This is a genomic window from Nitrospira sp. BLG_1, assembly GCF_047338595.1.
GTDB lineage: Bacteria > Nitrospirota > Nitrospiria > Nitrospirales > Nitrospiraceae > Nitrospira_D.
Genome location: NZ_JBLFBO010000005.1, coordinates 42,735 through 63,142, shown reverse-complemented (window position 1 = coordinate 63,142; position 20,408 = coordinate 42,735). Strand labels below are relative to the sequence as shown.

At 51.3% G+C, this 20,408-nt stretch carries 13 protein-coding genes and 1 pseudogene; 5 read left to right on the top strand and 9 right to left on the bottom strand.

The window, feature by feature from the left end; translation table 11 throughout:
* Positions 1 to 184: 184 nt before the first annotated feature.
* Both ACMTNU_RS06840 and ACMTNU_RS06835 read left to right on the top strand, forming a co-directional pair.
* Positions 185 to 2,704, top strand: a complete 2,520-nt coding sequence (locus tag ACMTNU_RS06840; RefSeq protein WP_413934485.1) for a discoidin domain-containing protein — start codon at positions 185 to 187, stop codon at positions 2,702 to 2,704.
* A 211-nt stretch (positions 2,705 to 2,915) separates the two neighbouring features.
* Positions 2,916 to 3,803, top strand: a pseudogene (locus tag ACMTNU_RS06835) (IS481 family transposase).
* A 67-nt stretch (positions 3,804 to 3,870) separates the two neighbouring features.
* Here the strand turns inward: ACMTNU_RS06835 and ACMTNU_RS06830 are convergent.
* From ACMTNU_RS06830 to gmd, 9 genes are all read right to left on the bottom strand, one after another.
* Positions 3,871 to 4,932: a glycosyltransferase gene (locus tag ACMTNU_RS06830; protein ID WP_413934484.1), complete on the bottom strand. Its 1,062-nt coding sequence runs from the start codon at positions 4,930 to 4,932 to the stop codon at positions 3,871 to 3,873.
* Positions 4,933 to 4,935: 3 nt separating this feature from the next.
* Positions 4,936 to 5,826, bottom strand: coding sequence for a glycosyltransferase family 2 protein (locus ACMTNU_RS06825; protein WP_413934483.1), 891 nt, complete (start codon positions 5,824 to 5,826; stop codon positions 4,936 to 4,938).
* A gap of 12 nt (positions 5,827 to 5,838) precedes the next feature.
* A complete protein-coding gene (locus ACMTNU_RS06820; protein ID WP_413934482.1) occupies positions 5,839 to 7,515 on the bottom strand; it encodes a hypothetical protein in 1,677 nt (558 codons plus the stop codon).
* A 65-nt stretch (positions 7,516 to 7,580) separates the two neighbouring features.
* Complete coding sequence (locus tag ACMTNU_RS06815) at positions 7,581 to 9,083, bottom strand: O-antigen ligase family protein (RefSeq protein ID WP_413934481.1); 1,503 nt, start codon at positions 9,081 to 9,083, stop codon at positions 7,581 to 7,583.
* 266 nt (positions 9,084 to 9,349) lie between these two features.
* On the bottom strand, positions 9,350 to 10,912 hold the full coding sequence (locus ACMTNU_RS06810) for a lipopolysaccharide biosynthesis protein (protein WP_413934480.1): 1,563 nt from the start codon (positions 10,910 to 10,912) through the stop codon (positions 9,350 to 9,352).
* A gap of 100 nt (positions 10,913 to 11,012) precedes the next feature.
* Complete coding sequence (locus ACMTNU_RS06805; protein ID WP_413934479.1) at positions 11,013 to 11,930, bottom strand: FkbM family methyltransferase; 918 nt, start codon at positions 11,928 to 11,930, stop codon at positions 11,013 to 11,015.
* Positions 11,931 to 12,660: 730 nt separating this feature from the next.
* Positions 12,661 to 13,755, bottom strand: coding sequence for a non-hydrolyzing UDP-N-acetylglucosamine 2-epimerase (gene wecB, locus ACMTNU_RS06800; RefSeq protein ID WP_413934478.1), 1,095 nt, complete (start codon positions 13,753 to 13,755; stop codon positions 12,661 to 12,663).
* 201 nt (positions 13,756 to 13,956) lie between these two features.
* Positions 13,957 to 14,916, bottom strand: coding sequence for a GDP-L-fucose synthase family protein (locus ACMTNU_RS06795; RefSeq protein WP_413934477.1), 960 nt, complete (start codon positions 14,914 to 14,916; stop codon positions 13,957 to 13,959).
* Between the two features lie 27 nt (positions 14,917 to 14,943).
* Positions 14,944 to 15,957, bottom strand: a complete 1,014-nt coding sequence (gmd, locus tag ACMTNU_RS06790) for a GDP-mannose 4,6-dehydratase (RefSeq protein ID WP_413934476.1) — start codon at positions 15,955 to 15,957, stop codon at positions 14,944 to 14,946.
* Between the two features lie 160 nt (positions 15,958 to 16,117).
* On the opposite strand from gmd, the gene ACMTNU_RS06785 reads away from it, so the two are divergent.
* From ACMTNU_RS06785 to gspF, 3 genes are all read left to right on the top strand, one after another.
* A complete protein-coding gene (locus tag ACMTNU_RS06785) occupies positions 16,118 to 17,038 on the top strand; it encodes a hypothetical protein (RefSeq protein WP_413934475.1) in 921 nt (306 codons plus the stop codon).
* 151 nt (positions 17,039 to 17,189) lie between these two features.
* Positions 17,190 to 18,941, top strand: coding sequence for a type II secretion system ATPase GspE (gspE, locus tag ACMTNU_RS06780; protein ID WP_413934474.1), 1,752 nt, complete (start codon positions 17,190 to 17,192; stop codon positions 18,939 to 18,941).
* 185 nt (positions 18,942 to 19,126) lie between these two features.
* A complete protein-coding gene (gene gspF, locus ACMTNU_RS06775; protein ID WP_413934473.1) occupies positions 19,127 to 20,365 on the top strand; it encodes a type II secretion system inner membrane protein GspF in 1,239 nt (412 codons plus the stop codon).
* Positions 20,366 to 20,408: the final 43 nt, after the last annotated feature.

Sequence of the window (20,408 nt, the reverse complement as noted above, 5' to 3'; positions counted from 1 at the left end):
GTGCTAGTTTCGAGTATATAACCTCAATTGAGATTGATCGAGAAATATGCGTATTCTTGAAAAGAGACACGACGAATATCCAAGCTGCTATGCCACATCCATTCGCAGCTAGTGGAGGGCCGACGCTTCTCCAAGAACCAGACGATCCCATGAATGGACAACAGGGAGGGCAACCTAAGTCATTATGAGCATTCTCAGAAATGGTTGGGTTCCGCACATGTCCGTTTGCATATTTGCTGCGCTGTGGGCCGACACGACATTAGCCCTAAACACCAGTCAGTCTCAGTATCTTCGAATTGAATTGCCCGGTGACGAGCGAATCCTTTCACTAGCGGAAGTCCAAGTGTATGAAGATGGGATCAATATCGCTGGTCAAGGGAAGGCGACCCAAAGTAGTACGTCCAGTGGTGCCCTTGCTGAACGAGCAATTGATGGAAATACAAATGGGGACTACTTTGCCCATTCAGTCAGCAGCACCTCAATCGAAGGCCATTCGTGGTGGGAATTGAACCTCGGGAAAGAGCGCCGAGTCAGCAGCGTCGTACTCTACAATAGATTAGACTGCTGCGTGGATCGTATCGCGCCGGCAAGAATCCAATTGCTCACAAAAGAGAGGGATGTTGTTTGGGAACATGTGATTAGAGAACCTCGTCTCAGGTATCAATTTGAGACTTCGTCTGGGGTTGCAGCTCCACATCCGGGTAGCCCTAACCTACTTCGGAATTCCTCCTTTCAACAGCAGACGAATGACTCGCTTCCGGATTATTGGGATCTCCATCATTCTGCAGCCCTCACGTTTGACAATTTACACGACCAATATGGTATCGACGATACAGCACAATCACCAGTAGCGGGCACAAAAGTACTAAAGGTAACAAACAGTGAGAGTCAGTTCCCTCACCTCAATGTCATGCCTAGAAAGATTCATTCCCCCTTATCGAATAGTGCTTACACTTTTTCTGTGTATGTGAAAGCTGAGCGAGAGGGGATGGAATATAAGGTGGTTCGTGCTTGGGCTGACACTGAATCTGTCACATATAAGTTAACGACGGAGTGGAGGCGATACTCAGCTACCTTCACTGGTGTGCGGGGCAATGCCTCGCCGGTTCAGCCAATCATGTACTTCCCTGCTCAGGGAACATACTATGTTTCGGCACCGCAGCTTGAAAAAGGAGACGCCGCGACCGCATTCCATCCTTCGCTCGAAGACGAAATGCCTACTGCGCCGAGGAACTCCTCACGGGAACAGCTCAAGCACTTCCTGACGAACGCGAGCAAGGTATTCACCTCCTATCAGCAGGCCGCCGTCTCAGCCTATTTTGAATACAACTACTATACATCTCAGCCAATCGCTCGTTTGATCCTAGCAAGAGAATCGGCTGCAACCCCTAAACTCCTGATACAGTGTACAGATGTAACAAATGTGAACGTATCGACGCCACTTCATGGTGACTTGGTGGCTCACCAGGATTCCCAGACTGCGGTGGATGTCTCCATTCGCGATTTGTCTCCGGGTGAATACACTTGTATCGTTTCGCCGGCCAAGGGGATCACGAAGCGTACGGTCACTTCAGTAAAGCTGGTTAAACGGCCGCCGAGCACCACTGAAGTTCGAATCAACCAACTTCGGCGCATTATGTTCATCAACGAGGAACCGTTTCACATCGTCGGCATGGGAGTTGGAAGTTGGAAGTCACCGCCGGATTGGTATTTCAAGGACCTTGCCACACATGGAATAAATACAGTGTTCTATACCCGTCCATCTGACAAGAATGGCGAGTACGAGGTTCAGAATGTCGAAGGTTTTGTTTCAGGCGCTGCTCGCCATGGCCTGAAAGCCATTATCGGGATTCCTCTGGCCGGGGCAAAATCAGCAAACTGGCGCCAACGTCTAGCTGGCTTTGCAAAACTCATTACACACTTCAAAGATAATTCTACTGTGATTGGATGGTTTCCAGTGGACGAGCCGGCGGCTCATACATGGCGAGATGAGGAGATACTGGAAATTCACGATTCAATCAAGCGTCTCGATCCCTACCGACTTATTTTCATCAACTGGGCATACGATGGAATCCCAACCGTGATCGGACAGGAACCTCGCGGCACACTTCATTCCACCGACGTGTATTCCAGCGATTACTATCCGTTTACTGGCCAGGGACATAACTTAGAAGGGTTCACAAGCACTTCCATTCGGACATTATCAACAGCGAGAATGAGGAACAGACTATCTCATTCATGGATTCAGCTGTATGGAAGTATGGATGCCTGGCGAGAGCCAACAGGCGATGAGCTCAATTATATGGCATACCTCAATCTCATCTATGGTGGCTATATAAGCTATTGGGACACCAAGTCCAATTCCAAGGATACCTGGGCCAGACTTGCCACAATAAACCGGGAAGTAAAACTTCTCTCGGAGGAGCTGTTTTTCAATCCAGAAGCTCGTGAGCTCCTTTCCCCAACTACTAAAGCCAATTTCTTCTTTTCGGCATGGAAGCAAGGGCAGCGTATTTTCCTAATCGTGGCTCATAACGGGAATGAGACAGAAACCTTCACCCATGAAACTGCGTCGTTATTTATTAATCGAACCCTACACGCGAAGACTTTCTTCGGAATTCGAGAGATTCCCATAGTGAGTGGCCGTATCCATGATATATTCCGTCCGTTGGAGTGTAAAGTCTATGTCCTTGATGGAGAATAGCGTTTCAGGACGAGTCTATCGATTGGTGGGGTTGACCTTTCTGCAAAACATTAGATAATCATCAGGAGAGAGTCTCTAGGTGTTTAGCCCCAGCATTTGATGGTGTACTCTTCAGCTATCAATGGAAGGAGGCGCTATGGGGCAAATACTGCACGGGAGCGCCCGCACGACAGCGGCGGTGCGTCGAGCGATCCAATAGAGTCAAGAGAGCCTGATCATTCTCGCCAACCGTCACGGGACCAACCCCAAAACGGTGGCGAAGTGGAAGCGGTGAACGTCTGTCCACGATCTCCCCACCGGCCCGAAGCAGGCCAAGTCCACCACACTATCGAGTGAGGAAGAAGCCAGCATTGTCGCCTTCCGCCGACAGACGCTACTGCCACTGGATGACTGCCTCTATGCCTTGCAAGCCACGATCCCGCATCTGACCTGGTCGTCCTTGCATCGGTGCTTGCAGCGCCACGGGATCAGCCGGTTACCCGACGTGACCGGAGACAAGCCACCAAAGAAGAAATTTACGACAGACCCCATCGGCTACTTTCATATCAACATTGCTGAGGTCCGAACGACGGAAGGCAAGTTGTACCTGTAGGTGGCGATCGACCGCACCAGCAAGTTCGTCTTCGTCCAGCTTGTGCGCCACGCGAACAGAAGCACCGCCTCCGCCTTCCTGGTTGCGCTGATCGCAGCGGTTCCCTACAAAATCCACCCCGTGCTGACGGACAACGGGATCCAGTTCACGTTTCCGCCGCGCTACGCTGACGGCCCGACCGCCACGTACATCGCCCATATGTTCGACATACGCTGCCACGAACACGGGATTGAGCACCGCACCAAGATCCAGCATCCCTGGACCAATGGCTAGGTGGAACGTATGAACCGGACGATCAAGGACGCCACCGTCAAGCGCTATCATGACGAGAGCTATCGGCAACTCGACGCCCACCTTCACGACTTCATCAACGCGTATAATTCTGGGCGGCAGCTCAAAACCCTCAAGGGTCTTACGCCCTTTGAATACACCGGCAAAATCTGGACACAAGAACCAGAACGATTTACCTCTAACCCAACCCATCAAATGGTGGGACTAAACACCTAGGCCTAATGATCGGGGATGACATCAAATCAAGCTCGTCATTTGGTATGATTATAAAGGGAGACTTCGTTCACTTCACAGTTTGTGAAATTACCTTTCTATATGCGTCAAGATACAGATTTGCGGTGTCGGTGATGTTGAATCGCTGCCTGGCGTATTCTGCAATTCCTTGAAGTTGCTCTGGAAGGGTTTGGCACTCGGACTTCTTCATGATATGGGCAATCTTCTGACTACAATCCAAATAGTCGCCAACCTGAAAATAATACCCATATTTTCCATTGTCGATAATCTCCATTGGTCCTTCGATGTTCGACACGAGGACCGGTACACCTGCCGCCATGGCTTCCACTATCGTGAGCCCAAATCCCTCATACCGCGAAGGTTGAACCAGTAGATCATAGGTGTGCAACTGTTCGTAGAGCATCCTCCTCGGACGGGCACCCAAGAACCTGCACCATCTTGCCACTCCTAATTCACTGGCTAGCTTTTTTAGATATTCCATCGATGGTCCTTCCCCGATAAAATCCACTACTACTTGCCCTCCTTCAATTACGTCACTCATGCAGTGCAATGCCCTGAGTAAAATATCCTGCCCCTTCTTTTCATGATACAGGCGACTTACCTGAACCACCCTAAACGGATGCTGCCCATATCGTGTCTTCTGTGGAATTTTCGAAGGGCATATTCCATTGTGTACGACGGTTGGAGAAGTAGCAGGGCATCGCGTGACAATATCCGCACATACTGCCTCGGATATGCCATAAATGGCATGGTACTTGTTTGCCGTGCGCAGATGCACGCGAGTGTCGTGAACAGTAAGCACTTTGGGAGTGGGCAACCACCGAATAATATCAAGGAAGCTCTCCTGATGGGTATGGATAACGTCAGGGCTAATCTTCAGTAAGGTGCGAAATACCTTTAGCGCATACCAAGGGTTACGGCTACCAGCAGGTCTGCCAATTAACCGCAAATGGACCCTATCGCTTAGCTCCTCTCGAAGCGTCGTATCAATAGCGTTGTTTCCTATTACTAAAATTACTTCGTTGTTATTCACCTGCTCATTCGCGATGTCCACCAACATAGTTTCAGAGCCACCGACCTTCAAGCTCCAGATCAAATGAGCAACCCTCACGACTTATTTCTCCCGTGTGATTCGCATAGGTCTGCTGCGATATCTGGGATTGATAATCCTGGAATTTACAAGACACTCTTTGAGACATCCCTTCATACTCGCCCACCTCTTACGCAGCCAGAGATTTGCTATTATTACCCAATGCACTTTTTCGCATTTCAGAATGGCACCGAGCTCTCTTGCCTGCCGCAGCGTATTGGTATAGGAAGTTTTCTGAAGTGAGTGCAGCCGAAAATAAGCCCAATTCTCATCAACCATCATTGGTGCGGATATCTTGGCCATACGTACCCAGAGATCAAAATCCATCACCATGAAATATTCTGAATTCCACCCCCCTACCCGCTCTATAAAAGCTTTTCGAAAAAAGGCTGACTGCTGCCGTACAATATCAGGATTATTGAGGAGCCGATCAAACGATATGACAGGACTTCTGCCTGGGATTGACTCGTTCGAGTCTTCAAAACGATATGTGAGATTCCCTACTACCCACATCACGTCGGGATCCTGAAAATATTCCACAACTGACTTGAATATATTAGTTTCATAATAGTCATCAGAGTTGATCCAGCCAATGATATCGCCACTTGCTTTTGCCAATCCCTTATTCAATGCATCCGCTTGCCCTCGATCTCTCTCCGACACCCACAGAAGATGCGGATACTTATTCAGCACATCGACCGTACAATCAGTTGAGCCTCCATCAATGACAATATGCTCCACACGAGGATAATCCTGCGCCAGCACGGAGCCAATGGTCTGCTCGATGTAAGCCCCCTGATTAAACGAAGGGGTAATGATCGTCAGCTTGAGAGGCTGCGACATGCTATTTGACGACTTTTCTACACAGCCGCCCCCCGTTGACTCTAAAGATTCATAATTTCGAAAAGTTCCCAAATGCCTTCCCTCCTAATTCTGATAGGCACCGAGATTAATATGTCCTGGCAGGCACGGCCGACCCAGTAAGTCCGCACACTGAGTCCCCCAATCGACACCTGCTCCCCTCGCAGGTGAACTCGTTTGAAGTTGGTAATTATTGGGAGCAACAAACAAGGGGTCACTTCCTACAATATCTGTGGGATGAGAGGTCTGCTGAAAATAATCACCACCTTGATTTTGAAAGAAAAGGTTCTTCGTTAAGACCTGATCGGACAAACCGAATCGATAGAATCCGTATCGCCCACTACCCACGACGATGTTATTCGTGAACTGACTAATCTGCGTCACCGAAAAACTCCCCCAGATACCGTCTTGCGTTGAGTCGACAATTGTATTATTGGCAATAAAGTTTTCATCAGCATTCACTCCCCCATCAATTAATAGACCAGTATGACAATGGACGATCAAATTGGCATAGACATCAGTCGATGCACTTCCCCACAGATAGATACCCTGCCCTGTTGGATTTCCATGCCCCCCAAGATTGTCTCGAATGAGATTGCGACGAATAATCACATTGTGCGGGCGAGGGGCGATATTTCGCTCAGAATCTATTCCCATCCCATCGATACCAGTTACCCCGGGAATCAAGCCTGTGATTACATTTTGCTCCACAAGCATGTCAGTGGAAGACCAGGGTGCAATTCCTGCATTAGTCACTAGGTTTGACAGAGTATTGTTACAAATACAATTTTGCACTCCTGGCAACAGCCCGACATGCGAGACAAAAATCCCACCTCTGCTATTGGAAAGGGTGTTGTTCGTCACTCGTATCCCTAAAAATCGATTCTCCTGTGGTGTAGCGGTCACATTTCGAAAGACACGAATGAGGGAAGCTGCAGGCTCCCACCCAACATTACTATTCGTAATCGTATTCCCTGAAATATCAAGATTTGAAATGGAACCCGCTGTACCAGCAACGGCGATAAAATCGATTGCTGGAGCGGTGGCTTCTAACCCAGCCCCAGTAATAGTGTTATTTGAAATGGTAATGGAATCCCAATTCTCAGTAGATGCAACATCAAGATCCCCGTTCACGGCTGATCCCGTCACGCCTGTGAAGGTATTGTTGACGATGGTAATATCATCGAAATCATTCGTAGGTCCTTGCTCAAGCTGCACCCCATGCGTCGCGACTCCATTCTGACCACATCTATGAAATGAGCTCCTTTGCACAACAAGATGACGCCCCGTGACAGCTAGATATAGACAATGGGTCGCCGCACTTTCAAAAGCCACGTTATCCCACGTGATGTAGCTGGTATTGCTTGCAGCAACCGCATAGGAGGTCGTGCTCCTGAAGGTAAACTGGCCTACACCGAACGAGGTGACCGTGATGGGTTTTCCAGGAGATCCGCTTTGCCTCATGATAAAATTTGTGAGAGTTTCCGACGTGCCTCCTTTCCCCGCATAGTAGGCACCTGGGACCCATGATGAAATGTTCTTCCAACTGTTAAATGGACCATGTTCACCACACGTTGTCGTAGTACCATCCCCATTGTCCATGCATGTCGGATCGATATAGAAAACGGGTCCGGGTGAGTTCACGGTGGGATTGGAGCTCTCGCCTCCATCGTGATTCGCACATGCAGCGATCACGACAGAGAGCGCGGTCATGGCTATCGCCCGGATGATCTCATGTCGCATGCTTTGTTCTCTCCTATGTATCCAGCCCAGCACGGCGAGTCTTGGGTCGATCTGCAATCACCGTCTTACAGACGACAATTCCTAATGCCGCCAAACATGCTGGTCCGATAGCAGACACCCGTCATTTCATGCTGTCCAGGGGCAATTTCCATTGATGCGTCTAACGCGCCCTCTGATTGCCACTCCGTCTTTCCCTGCGAACAATACCAGTACCCCGCCAGTATGAACGCCGGAATTTGAACCAGCGTGACAAACGTGTTGCTCTCGAACATTAGCAAGATGCCAACAACTAGCTGAAGAAAGTGCGCTAAGCGAGCGTGGTAATAGGCAGTTGATGTTCGTCTCGCTGTTGCATAGAAGTCTATTACAACTACGGCAAACAGGAATATCCATAGAGCCAATCCAACCAAACCCGTATTAATCATGATATCAGCCCATCCGATATCCGCCGAATGGAGCGCCAGGACGTAAGGATAACCTTCCTGGTATCGCTCGATGTATTGTGGAGTGTAGATGACTGATCCATATTTAAGCTTGGCCCTGATGGCTCTTGGGACATCGTCTTCATGAATGAACCCGTATCCCATGACAGGGTTATGTGCAAGAACGAGCATGAATCGTTCTTTGGCAATGTCTAGTCTCCCTGTATACGTATCCTCATTTTTCTTATTTATTTTCCCATTTTCCCCCAGAATGAGTTCCATTGCGCTCGTGAACCGGTCAATAACCTTATCTGCATATCCGCTTCCATAGAAACCAGCCCCAAATAGCATGAGCAGACTGAACAACACTGGCACCATAACCCAATTCAGTTTTACGTCCCCTGGACTCTTCCTCAACGCAAGCGTGACAATCATGACGCCAACGACAAAGAGCACCGCAAGGTAAATTCCTCTAGTAAAGGTGAGCGCTATTACAGCAACAGCCATTCCCGCATACACTAGCTCGTGTATCGAAACCCGGGTTCCCGTGAGGACTTTCGAGGCAATCATCCACATGTATAAAAGCACTAACGGAAGAAATACCGGCAAAGATCTGGTGACATCACCGTACTCTCTGTAGAGACCGAACAATAGCGGCTCATGCAGAACAAACTGAACCAGACAGACCGGCAACAGAAGAAACGTCGCAACGTACAGAGCCCGATGAAAGAATTCGTATGCCCCTTTATCCGCCGTAAAGAGTTCCTTAAAAACAAAGAACGAGAGGACACCGATGATCATTTGCCGCGATGCTTTTAAACTGTTGAGTCCTGGGTACTCATAGATCAGAATCGACCACAATAGGCACAGAGTCATCCATCCCAGAATAATCCTGAGCCCAATCACATAGCCTATTGTCGATGTTGGCACCTCAGTTCTTCGTGAAGCCAGTTCCAACCAGGCTAGTAGCAGCAGAATTGCGCCGACATCCCATACGTCAATTGCAAAGAGAATCCTCGGAACTAGATCGAAACACAAAGTCATCACAAAGAATGCGATCAGCACCTTGATCCTTGGACTCAGGAAACTAAACGTGATCAAGCCAACCGCACTTGCTGTCATTCCGTAGTAAAGCATCATTGGCATTTGGTTCTGACTGGAAACAACACACCATAACCCTGAAATTGCTGGCCAGTGGAATTAGCAATGCCCCTGGGAAGACCCACATCAAAACAACTCCCTTATTTGCTAGCGCCGGCACTAGTTCCCCAATAAATGACTCCCCATCGTACAGTAGTGCCGATTACATCCCGACCTGACATCAGAAACCACACGCGACATAGCCCAGATTTCTCAACCCACTTCTGAATGCAGTGCAAAATATACTGGTTCCACCCAGTCAATGGGCCAATTCAGCGGATGTGACCTTGCAACGTTGGTTCCTTCGCAAATGCACTGACAAGCCATCGCTGCAAATCACTTCTGATTGAGTGCTTCCATATTTGAAGAGCCAGAATTGCAAGATAGCCTAGGATTGTTACCGCACTAGTCAGAATCGGCCCCCATGCGGCTGGCATACCTAGTGCGGGCAGCAATGTTCCCCACGACTTCGGAAGTACTTGCCAGGTAAGATGGGATGCTCCCAAGCCAAAGACAACATATAATCCGAGAGTGCGATCATCCCTGGAAATAAGGTTGCCGAATGCAATTGACTTTTGATTACAGTAGCAAATATTTAGCCACAACCCTCCAATGCCTAAAGCGATCGCCCATCCCGCAACAACACCAAGTCCTCCGATAACCTGCCCCAAAGATAGTGCGAGAACAATATTTGCAATTGTCATCACAACATGGGACATAACATTAATGCGCATCTCCCCTGTGCCTAGACTTGCAAAATACGCTGGTGCACTGAGGGTATTGACCAACCATCCCGCACATAGCATCACCATCGACCATACAAATGCAGGCTCATTGTGTCCGATCCATAACTCGGATACCAATGGAGCACAAATGGCTAATAAGCCGAAGCTAGGAACGGCCAGATAAATCACAATATGGGATGATGCAAGATAGAGCTCTGATACTTTCTGTGGGTTCAACTGTTTGAGATTGGCAAAAGCAGGAACAAGAACTTGATTTGCGTTCACTATAAGCGATCGGAACAGTTGGACCAGCTTGCTTCCCATCTCGTAATAGCCGACTAGAGATACTGATCCGAACCTACTTAGTAACGCTTTAGTTATCGGGTCCGCCAACATCACCAGGAATGAGATCACTTGGAAACTAGTGGCATAGCCGGCCATCTCACGCAGAAGCGTCCGACTCCAACGGCATGGGAATACCGGCAAAAGAGGCAAATGGTTTTTAAGAAATACGATTGAGGCCACCAGCGTTAAGATATTCTGAGCGACTCGTGCATAAGCCAAACCAAGCAGACCATATCGCGGTGCAAGAAAAATACAGAGAGTGAGGTGAGAGATGCCTTCTGCGATGAGCACTCCGTTTCTTTGAGCAATGAGCTGACACCCATACATTCCGGACTGATAGATACTCGTTATCATAAGTATCCAAAATGCGACCAAAGCCAATGGCAGGACGTTAAGAGCATCGTGGTATGCCTGCCCCTCAACGGCAAAACTTAAGTAATATTTTGCAGCCGGGTACGCACACCCAATGAGAACCAGGCTCAAGCCCGCGACGGTGATGATCGCAGTCTGAATCGCGATCACTACGGTGTGCTTATCCCCCTTCGCATCGTAGTCCGCAATATTTTTGACGATACTGCCAGTAAAGCCGAAATTGGCGACCTGGATCATTGAACTCATCGCCAAAACCAATGACCAGATGCCTAGCTGGGCAACGCCGAGGGTCTCTAACAAATACCGATACAACATCGCCAGGGTGGCACCGGATACAACGATTTGGGCGATTGATGAGGCGGCGTTGGTGACAATGCGACGCTTTTCAATCATTCACAGCCCATAAGGTGAAACCTTGGATAGATGACCAGTACCACGGGCCGTGGAGGCCCAATCCAGCGGAGAGTGATTGTTGTCGGTTTCAGCATGAACTTTACGCAATTCTTCGCAGCTCATCCAAAAGATTCATCTCTTTCGGAAAGCCGATCACGTCGCCAAACGACTTGTACCCTACTGGCGCCCAAGGGTTTAGCGGATCGATCACGTCATAGTCATACTGTCGCAGAAGATTGACCACCTCCATTGACGATCCACCATTCCGAGTCAAAAGAAAATCTGATAGCTCGGAAAGAATGATGGGACGAGAAATACTCAGTGTTTTCTTGGCTCCAGAAAATACCAGATGCTCGCCACCCTCGACATCTACCTTCATAAAACCAGGGTCAATATTGAATCGCTCCACCAGATCATCAACGGTGATACTATCGACCTCTTCCGAAACATATTCTTCTTGCACAATCGAAGGATGCTCCATCACGCCAATGCTCGAGTACTCCTCTTTCCCTGGAATTACCTTCATGGTAACTTTCTCTGCTTTATCAGTAACCACCCCCTCATACACGACCACTCTGTCTTCTACGTGATTCAAGGTGATATTCGTGCGCAAGCGCTTTAATGCATTTTGTGTTGGCTCAACTGCCACTACCCGCCTGCCATGGAGGTTTTTTGCAAACATGACAGTGTAAAACCCGATATTGGCTCCAATATCAAGAACATCTCGCCTGCCAACCAAATACTTCTTGCAGAAGCGAACGAGATCAGGCTCGTAATGTCCATCGATCACGATTCGTTCGAATAGATCGCTCCGATAGTCAATCGAGAACTTCCCCTCAAATTCCTTAATAACTACCTCTGGGTCTGTGACAAGAACGTTTCTTAGGTTTCTTACGACCTCTCGTTTCCCAGCACGGCTTTTTTGTAATGCGCTGGCTCGAAAATGTTGCACGGGTGAGATCATCCTACCCAGCAACGCATACTTCTGAGAGAGTCTTTTTGCGGTCTCCAAATTCATAGATCCTCCCTCTGACAGTTCATGAACGGGCTATCCGACACAACTCGCGGGACTGACCGGAGCACTCACAATATTTCCCTCGCGGATCAATTCATATTTCACTACAGGCCACCTGCAAGATTTCTCGAAGTATTTATACTCAGGCCTTGCAAGGAATGAAATGAGATCATCGTTTGAACGTGTTTCTCATGTGCCTAGCGTGAGCGCGTAACGCCAAGAAGACGGCATGGGTGTTTTCAGCACGAGGAAAGGCTGGTCTATCCCGACTGTCGGCAAACCACCTCCCCAAACACGGAAGAATCGAGTGGCCTTCGCTCAAAACCAGGAATAAATCAGAAGTTCACCTAGGTAGTCACACTCGATAGCTATAGCTGCACTGCGAGAGACCACCCTTCTCAAATATCGAGTTCCAGATAGGTTCCAGACTTGGGAAGGCATTTCTGATGATATTTACAGTGAGAAGATGTGGCAACCTAAAACGGTTTTTTTGCTAGCAAGACCTGCGGCGGTGTAAGGAATTTGAATGGGGGCGTTGAATCAATGTGTCGTGAAATAGATTCGAGAACGCCACTGGTTGCGAACCGAGGTCCAATCGGACAGAAACGTACTAATCAGAACGCGCCGGAATGCGGAAGTTGTTTCGGGCTAAACTTCATAGGTTGATGGACGAATGCCCGGTCAGGTACGATATGGCTAGCCGCGGTTCTTCAGAAAACCACCTTTAATCTAACTATACCAACACTCGTTCCAAACACTCCACAATTCGAACTGCAGTTTTCCCATCCCAGAGCGGCGGGATCGCCCCTTTCTTCCATTGTCCAGCCATTAGTCGTGCGAGTGCGGGTGGCAGCTTGCTCGGGTCGGTCCCAATGAGTTCATTGGTGCCAATCGTGATCGTTTCAGGCCGCTCGGTGTTGTCGCGAAGCGTCAGACAGGGCACGCTAAGTACCGTGGTCTCCTCGGTAATCCCGCCAGAATCAGTAATGACGCCTTTGGCATGTTTGACGAGATAATTGAACTCGAGATAGCCGAGTGGATCGATATAGTGCAGTGATGGAAGCTTCTGCCCACCCTCTCGCAGATTCCTGGCTGTTCTGGGATGGACTGGAAAGATCACCGGCAGACCTTGCGCACCCTTTGCAATCGCCTGGAGCAGCTCGAGTAGTTGCTGTTCTCCATCAACGTTTGCGGGCCGATGCAGCGTGATGACAAAGTAGCGCTGAGGTTCCAACTTGAGCGACTGCCAGCAAGCCGGGGGGGTCAATCGTGGCAGATTCTTGAGCAGCGTATCGATCATCGTATTGCCGACGAAAAAGATTCGGTCATCGGCGACGCCGGCACGTTGCAGATTCGCATTGGCCGTGTCGCTGGTCGTAAAAAACCAGTTGGTGATCGAGTCGGTCACCACTCGGTTGATCTCTTCCGGCATGGTCCAATCACCGGATCGAATCCCACCTTCGACGTGGCCCACTGGCACACCTAACTTGCGGGCAACGATGGAACAGGCCATGGTCGACGTCACATCGCCGACAACCAGGCAGAGGTCGCTCTTCTCTTTCAGCAGAACCTTCTCATACCCGACCATAATGCCGGCCGTTTGTTCGGCTTGAGTTCCCGATCCCACCTCGAGATTGATGTCCGGATCAGGAATCCCGAGTTCTTCAAAAAAGCTGCCCGACATCGCCCGGTCATAATGCTGGCCGGTGTGGATCAAGCGGTACCGAAGCGGTCCTCCTCGACATTCAGCGGCCTTGAGCGCCTCGATGATCGGCGCGATTTTCATGAAATTGGGACGCGCCCCCGCAATGATATCAATACGCTTCACTCGACACCTCACCTTAAGAGATTTATACGATTAAGCAACCCGCCTAATTGTAGCGTACGGGGAGCAACTGCATGATAGACAATCAGCAACAGTGGCCAGGCTGAGAAAGTATCCAGGCTAAGGTTAAGACTTGGTGGAGATCCGATTTGCTCAAGCTTAGCCTTAACCTTCTTGATTTCGGATGACTTGTTCAGATTCCGACTAGAAGTGCACTTCGCGGATCGACTGACTATTGGATTGAAACCACTGGACGGTTTTCTTTACTCCATCGTTCAGCCTATGCTTGGCTTGAAATCCAAACAACTGCTTGGCGCGGCTCACATCAAGGCAGCGGCGCGGTTGGCCGTTTGGCTTCGTGACATCCCACTGAATCTGGCCGCTAAACCCAACTTCAGCCGCAATCAATTTGGCAAGATCACGAATTGCAATCTCTTCACCGGTCCCCAGGTTGACCGGCAGCTTGCCATCATAGCGTTCAGCTGCAAGGAGAATCCCTTCGGCGGCATCCTCCGCATACAGGAATTCTCTGGTCGGTGATCCGTCTCCCCACAGAGTAATCGCCGTGCGCCCCTCCTCCTTTGCCGACGCGCATTTTCGGATCAAGGCCGGAATCACATGGGACGTCTGTAAATCAAAGTTGTCTCGCGGGCCGTACAGATTCACCGGGAAGAGAACAATCGAGTGAAATCCGTATTGATCACGATAAGCCTGCGATTGCGCCAACATCATTTTCTTTGCCAGACCGTATGGGGCATTCGTTTCCTCAGGATAGCCGTTCCAGATATCGTCTTCCTTAAAAGGGATGGGAGCGAACTTGGGGTACGCACAGATGGTGCCAAGTGCGACAAATTTCTTCAGCCCCCGTTGGCGACCGACCTCAATCAGCTGCGTACCCATCATCAGGTTGTCATAGAAGAACCGACCGGGATTGGCCTGGTTCGCCCCGATCCCGCCGACGCGTGCCGCCAAATGAATCACCAGATCCGGCTTGGCATCGCTGTAGAGTTGCTGAACAGCGTCCATCTGCACCAAATCGTAGTCTCGACTTCGCGGGATAACAATCTCAGCACAACCTTTAGCGCGCAACTGCTCAACGACGAACGAGCCCAGAAACCCAGCCCCACCCGTAACCACGACCCTTTGCTCACTCCAAAATGACATGCCCTGCCCTTTCCGTACCTGTAGCCGTTAACGTCGACCCGTTTGACCGATTCCCTCGATGCGCTCTTTTTCTGAGGCCAAATCCGCATCCACCATCATAGCGACCAACTCTTCAAAGCGCACCTTGGGCTGCCAGCCGAGTTGTTTCTTTGCCTTGCTCGCATCCCCGATCAGGAGATCCACTTCCGTCGGACGATAGTATTTCGCATCGATCTTCACGTGTTTCTTCCAATCGAGTTGCAGACGATCAAAGGCCAGTTCAAGCATTTCCTTGACCGTGTGCGTCTCTCCTGTAGCAATGACATAGTCTTCCGGCGTCGGGGCCTGCAGCATCATCCACATCGCCTCGACATAGTCCCCGGCATAGCCCCAGTCGCGCTTCGCATCGAGATTGCCGAGAAACACATCCTGTTGGATGCCAAGCTTGATCCGGGCGGCCGCCTTGGTGATTTTCCTTGTGACAAAGGTTTCCCCGCGGCGCGGCGATTCGTGATTGAACAAAATGCCATTGCACGCAAAGAGATTGTAGGCCTCACGGTAGTTGACGGTAATCCAGTAGGAGTAGACCTTCGCGGCTCCGTAGGGACTTCGTGGATAGAACGGCGTCGTTTCCTTCTGCGGCACCTCCAGCACCTTGCCGAACATCTCGCTGGACGAGGCCTGGTAGAATTTCGGCTTGAGCCCTGACTCTCGAATGGCCTCCAGGAGACGAATCGTGCCGAGTCCTGTGATCTCCCCTGTATATTCGGGAATATCGAAACTGACCCGAACGTGACTCTGGGCGCCAAGGTTGTAGATTTCATCAGGCTGGACCGTACGCAAGATGCGATTGAGAGAGCTGGCATCGTTCAAATCGCCATAGACCAAATGGAGCCGCCGATGCGGCACATGCGGATCCTCATAAATGGGATCGATACGCCCCGTATTGAACGAGCTGGACCGACGAATGATGCCATAGACTTCGTATCCTCGCGCGAGGAGAAATTCCGACAGATAGGAGCCGTCTTGACCGGTAATGCCGGTGATCAATGCTTTTTTCACGTGTGTGGTCTCCTTGAGCAAGAAGGCGAGAGCGGATTATTACGTGCTTCGATCGACTTGTCTAGTGAAAGCATGTAAACCGATCGTTAATAAAAGAATCTTGCGGCGAATGAGAGAGACCAGGTACCATGTTCCATAATAAGAGCAGAAAGACAATACCTTGGCAACTGTTGCTCCTCAACATGTGCGGCGGATCTGGTTGTTCCTGACCCTCATGGCTTCCGGTCTCCTCGTCGCGCATACCATCAATGCGTTTGTGGCTGATACGCTGTACGTTATCCCAGAACAGATTGCAGGATCCGGAAGTACCGCCTCGACGGGCACGCCGTTGCTCGCATCTTATTCGCCGACACAGGCCATAGAGCAGATTCGTGCCAGCGGTCTCTTTGTGCTTCCGCCGCCGACTGACAAGGGAGCAAGCAGTGTCACATCGCCCGGTCGACGAGGCTCCAACGGCCCAGTGGTTCGAGCGTCACTCGGGCTGGCAGGGAGGCTTCGCTTGATCGGCACAGTCCTCGGCGATGAACGTGGCGTCTTTGCCATCGTGGAGGAACTGGCATCCAAGCAGCAATCCTTGTATCACTTGCATGACTCCGTACTCGATCTGGGTGAAGTCGCCGAGATCCGTCGAAACGGGATCGTCATCCGTCAAGGTAATGTTGAAGAATTGTTGGAGTTGGGCATCTCAGAAGGTCAGGCCGCACTGACCGGTGCTTCCGGCACCGCTCCCAACCCTCAGGCGGGTCCCGCCCCGATCGCACCGCTTCGCAAAGTGGTGGATCGCCGTGAGGTAGAACAGGCCATGAACGATCTGCCGAAACTCCTTTCGCAGGCGAGAGCCGTACCGAACACGGTCAACGGCGCTATCAATGGATTTCGTCTGGACTACATTGCACCCACTAGTTTTTATGAGAAAATCGGAGTCCAGACTGGGGACGTGCTGCAACGGGTCAATGGAGTTGATATTCGAGACCCGAGTACCATGTTGAACCTGCTTCAGCAACTCAAGAACGAACAAACGGTCAAACTCGATCTGGTCCGGAACAACCAGCGCTCCACCATTACGTACGAGCTCCGCTGATCCCACCTGTCCAAGATCTCGATTTTGCATGACAATTTCGCCATGTTCTTGCCAGGGCGTGATCAGGGAGAGTATCTTTACGCTGGAAACGATAGAGACTCAATAGTAATCCCCCATTCCAGTCCGTTACGGGTTAGAGGTCAGGGAACCAGTGTCTGAACAAGACGAGCCGCAACAACCCACTGTCAGCGTGACGCGACCACGCCTGGGTGAAATTCTCAGAGCGAAGTTTCACCTCCCGGAATTGAAACTTGAGGAGGCCCTCGCCTACCAGCAGGAGAAAGGCGGACGGTTAGGAGATGTATTGCTGCACCTGCGCGCCCTGCGGGAAGAACAGGTGCTGGAAGCGCTGGCCCAGCAATTCGATATGACCTGGGTTCCCCATCTCGACACCACCCATGTCGATCACGAGGTCATCAAAAGGGTGCCGATCGCCTTTTGCCGACGATACCGGGTTCTGCCGCTGCGTGACGAAAACGGAGCCATCCTCACGGCAACAACCGATCCGTTGGAAACCGTCGCCCTGGACGATCTTCGCTTGCTGTTGGGGAGACCAATCGCGCCACTCCTGACCAGCACTGTCGCGCTCCTCGCGAGGCTCAATCGAGCCTACGACGACATTGCGAATCCGGCAGGCGCCGAGGAAGTGATGGAGGATATCGCAGCGAACGAAAGCCTGGACCAGTTGGCCCACGAGCTCGACGAGCCGCAAGACCTGCTCGATGCGACCGACGAAGCCCCGATCATCCGACTGGTCAACTCCGTCCTCTTTCAAGCCGTCCGGCAACGGGCCAGTGATATCCACTTCGAATCGTTTGAACGGGGGCTGGTCATCCGCTATCGGATCGACGGCGTCCTCTATCCGGTCCTCACACCACCCAAACATTTGCAGCCCAGCATCATCGCGCGCCTCAAGATCATGGCGGGTCTGAACATCGCCGAGAAACGCCTGCCGCAGGACGGCCGGTTCGCGATTCGAACCGCCGGGAAGGACGTCGATCTCCGCGTGTCCGTCCTCCCCACCTCCCACGGGGAGCGGGTCGTGCTGCGGTTGCTCGAAAAAGAAAATCGTCTACTCAATCTCTCCGAAATGGGGTTTTCGAAAGAACGCCTGACGGTCATTCACCAACTCATCCAACTCGCACACGGGATTATGCTCGTCACCGGACCGACGGGAAGCGGAAAAACGACCACCCTGTATGCCGCACTCAGCCACATCAACTCGCCGGACAAGAACATTATCACCGTCGAGGATCCGGTCGAATACCAGCTGCTCGGCATCGGACAAATGCAGGTCAACCCGAAAATTAATCTGACGTTCGCTGCCGGTCTACGGTCGATTCTTCGACAAGATCCCGATGTGATCATGATCGGAGAAATCCGCGATCGTGAAACGGCGGAGATCGCCATTCACGCCTCTCTCACCGGGCATTTGGTCTTTTCGACCCTCCACACGAATGACGCCGCCAGCGCTGCTACACGCCTCATCGACATGGGGATCGAACCATTTCTCGTCGCCTCATCGGTCGTCGCCGTGCTGGCACAACGGTTGCTCAGACGGATTTGTCCCGACTGCAAGCGTCCCTATCGGGCCAGTGAAGAGGAACTGAGTCGGCTGGACTTGCCGCCTGGTTCTGCGGTGACACTGTATCGAGGAGCGGGCTGCACCGCCTGTTCCCAGACCGGCTATCGCGGACGAACCGGCATCTTTGAGCTGATGGTGCTGGACGATGACATTCGACGACTCATCGGCGGCAAGGCGGACTCGACCGCCATCAAACAGACGGCGATCGCGAAAGGTATGGTGACATTGAAGCAAGAGGGTGCGGAGCGAGTCATCCAGGGACACACCACGCTGGAAGAAGTCATGCGGATCACCCAACAGGAAATCGACGTCGACTAGACGACGTGAAACGGGAGCGAGACAGGCCCGCTTCGCCGACTCAGCGAGGCGGGCACGACACGCGCGGCGGGACGCACGATGACAAAACATCCTGCCCGGCAGGCCTTTCTCGCCTGTCCCGCGAGTCCTGCGTGGAAAGACGAGATATGATTCACGAATGACGGCTCACGTAGGAGTACAGTAACGTGCCTGTGTATCAGTATCAAGGCTACCGGAGCGACGGTGGAACAGCAACGGGAATCATCGACGCTGAAAACGTCAAAGTCGCACGGTTAAAACTTCGCAAAGAAGGCGTCTACCCGACCGACGTCGTGGAGCAAGGACAATCGTCCGGTCGTGCACCAGCCACACGCCGCACCAAACCTTCTCGGATGGTCGGCCGAACATCGGTGCTCAGCGCCAACGATTTATCCCTGCTCACCAGGCAGTTTGCCACGTTGCTCGTCGCCGGCTTACCGCTGGTCGACGCCCTTGGCGTGCTTGTTGACCAGGCCGAAAAGAAACCGATCAAGTCCCTCCTCGCCGATATCCGAGAGCAGATTCGAGGAGGGAAAGCGTTGAGCGCGGTCCTGGAAACCTACGACAAGGATTTTTCTCCTATCTATGTCCACATGGTGCGAGCCGGTGAAGCCAGTGGAGCCCTCGATCAGATTTTATTCAGACTGGCGGAGTTTTTGGAAAAACAGCAAGCGCTCCGGACCAAAGTCACCAACGCGATGCTCTACCCGGTCATCATGTTGGTCATCGGAACCGTGATCCTATTTTTCCTCATTACCTTCGTCGTTCCCAAGATCACGCAGGTGTTTGCTCAACAAAAACAGGCCCTGCCATGGCCGACCGTCGCCCTCATGTCAACCAGCCAATTTTTTTCTGACTATTGGATGGTACTGATCGGGCTGGTGCTCGCTGGCATCTACGGAGCTCGACGCTTTATCCGCACAGAACGAGGCCGCATGGTGGTGGACCGTCTGACGCTGAAACTCCCGTTGATCGGAGACGTAGCGCGAATGGTGTCCATCTCCAGGTTGACGAGTACCTTGTCCACCATGTTGGCAAGCGGCGTGCAGTTGCTCGATGCCTTGGATGTCTCCAAGCGCGTCATGAACAATCGGGTACTCGAGGAAACGGTCGAATCCGCCAGACAGAATATCCGCGAGGGGGAAACGATTGCGGATCCCTTGAAGCGGAGCGGGGAATTCCCCGCCCTCGTCACACACATGATCGCCGTCGGAGAAAAAAGCGGTGAGATGGAGGAGATGTTGCGCCGGGTGAGCCACATCTATGACGGCGAAGTTGAACGAGTCATTACACGGTTGACCTCACTGATGGAACCGATCATGATTCTCGTGATGGGCGTGATCGTGTTTTTCATCGTCGTGGCGATACTGCTCCCCATCTTTGAGATGGGCCAGATGGTCCATTAAAGTAAAGGGCTGAGTACCCGGTGATAAGCGGCAAGAACTAGGG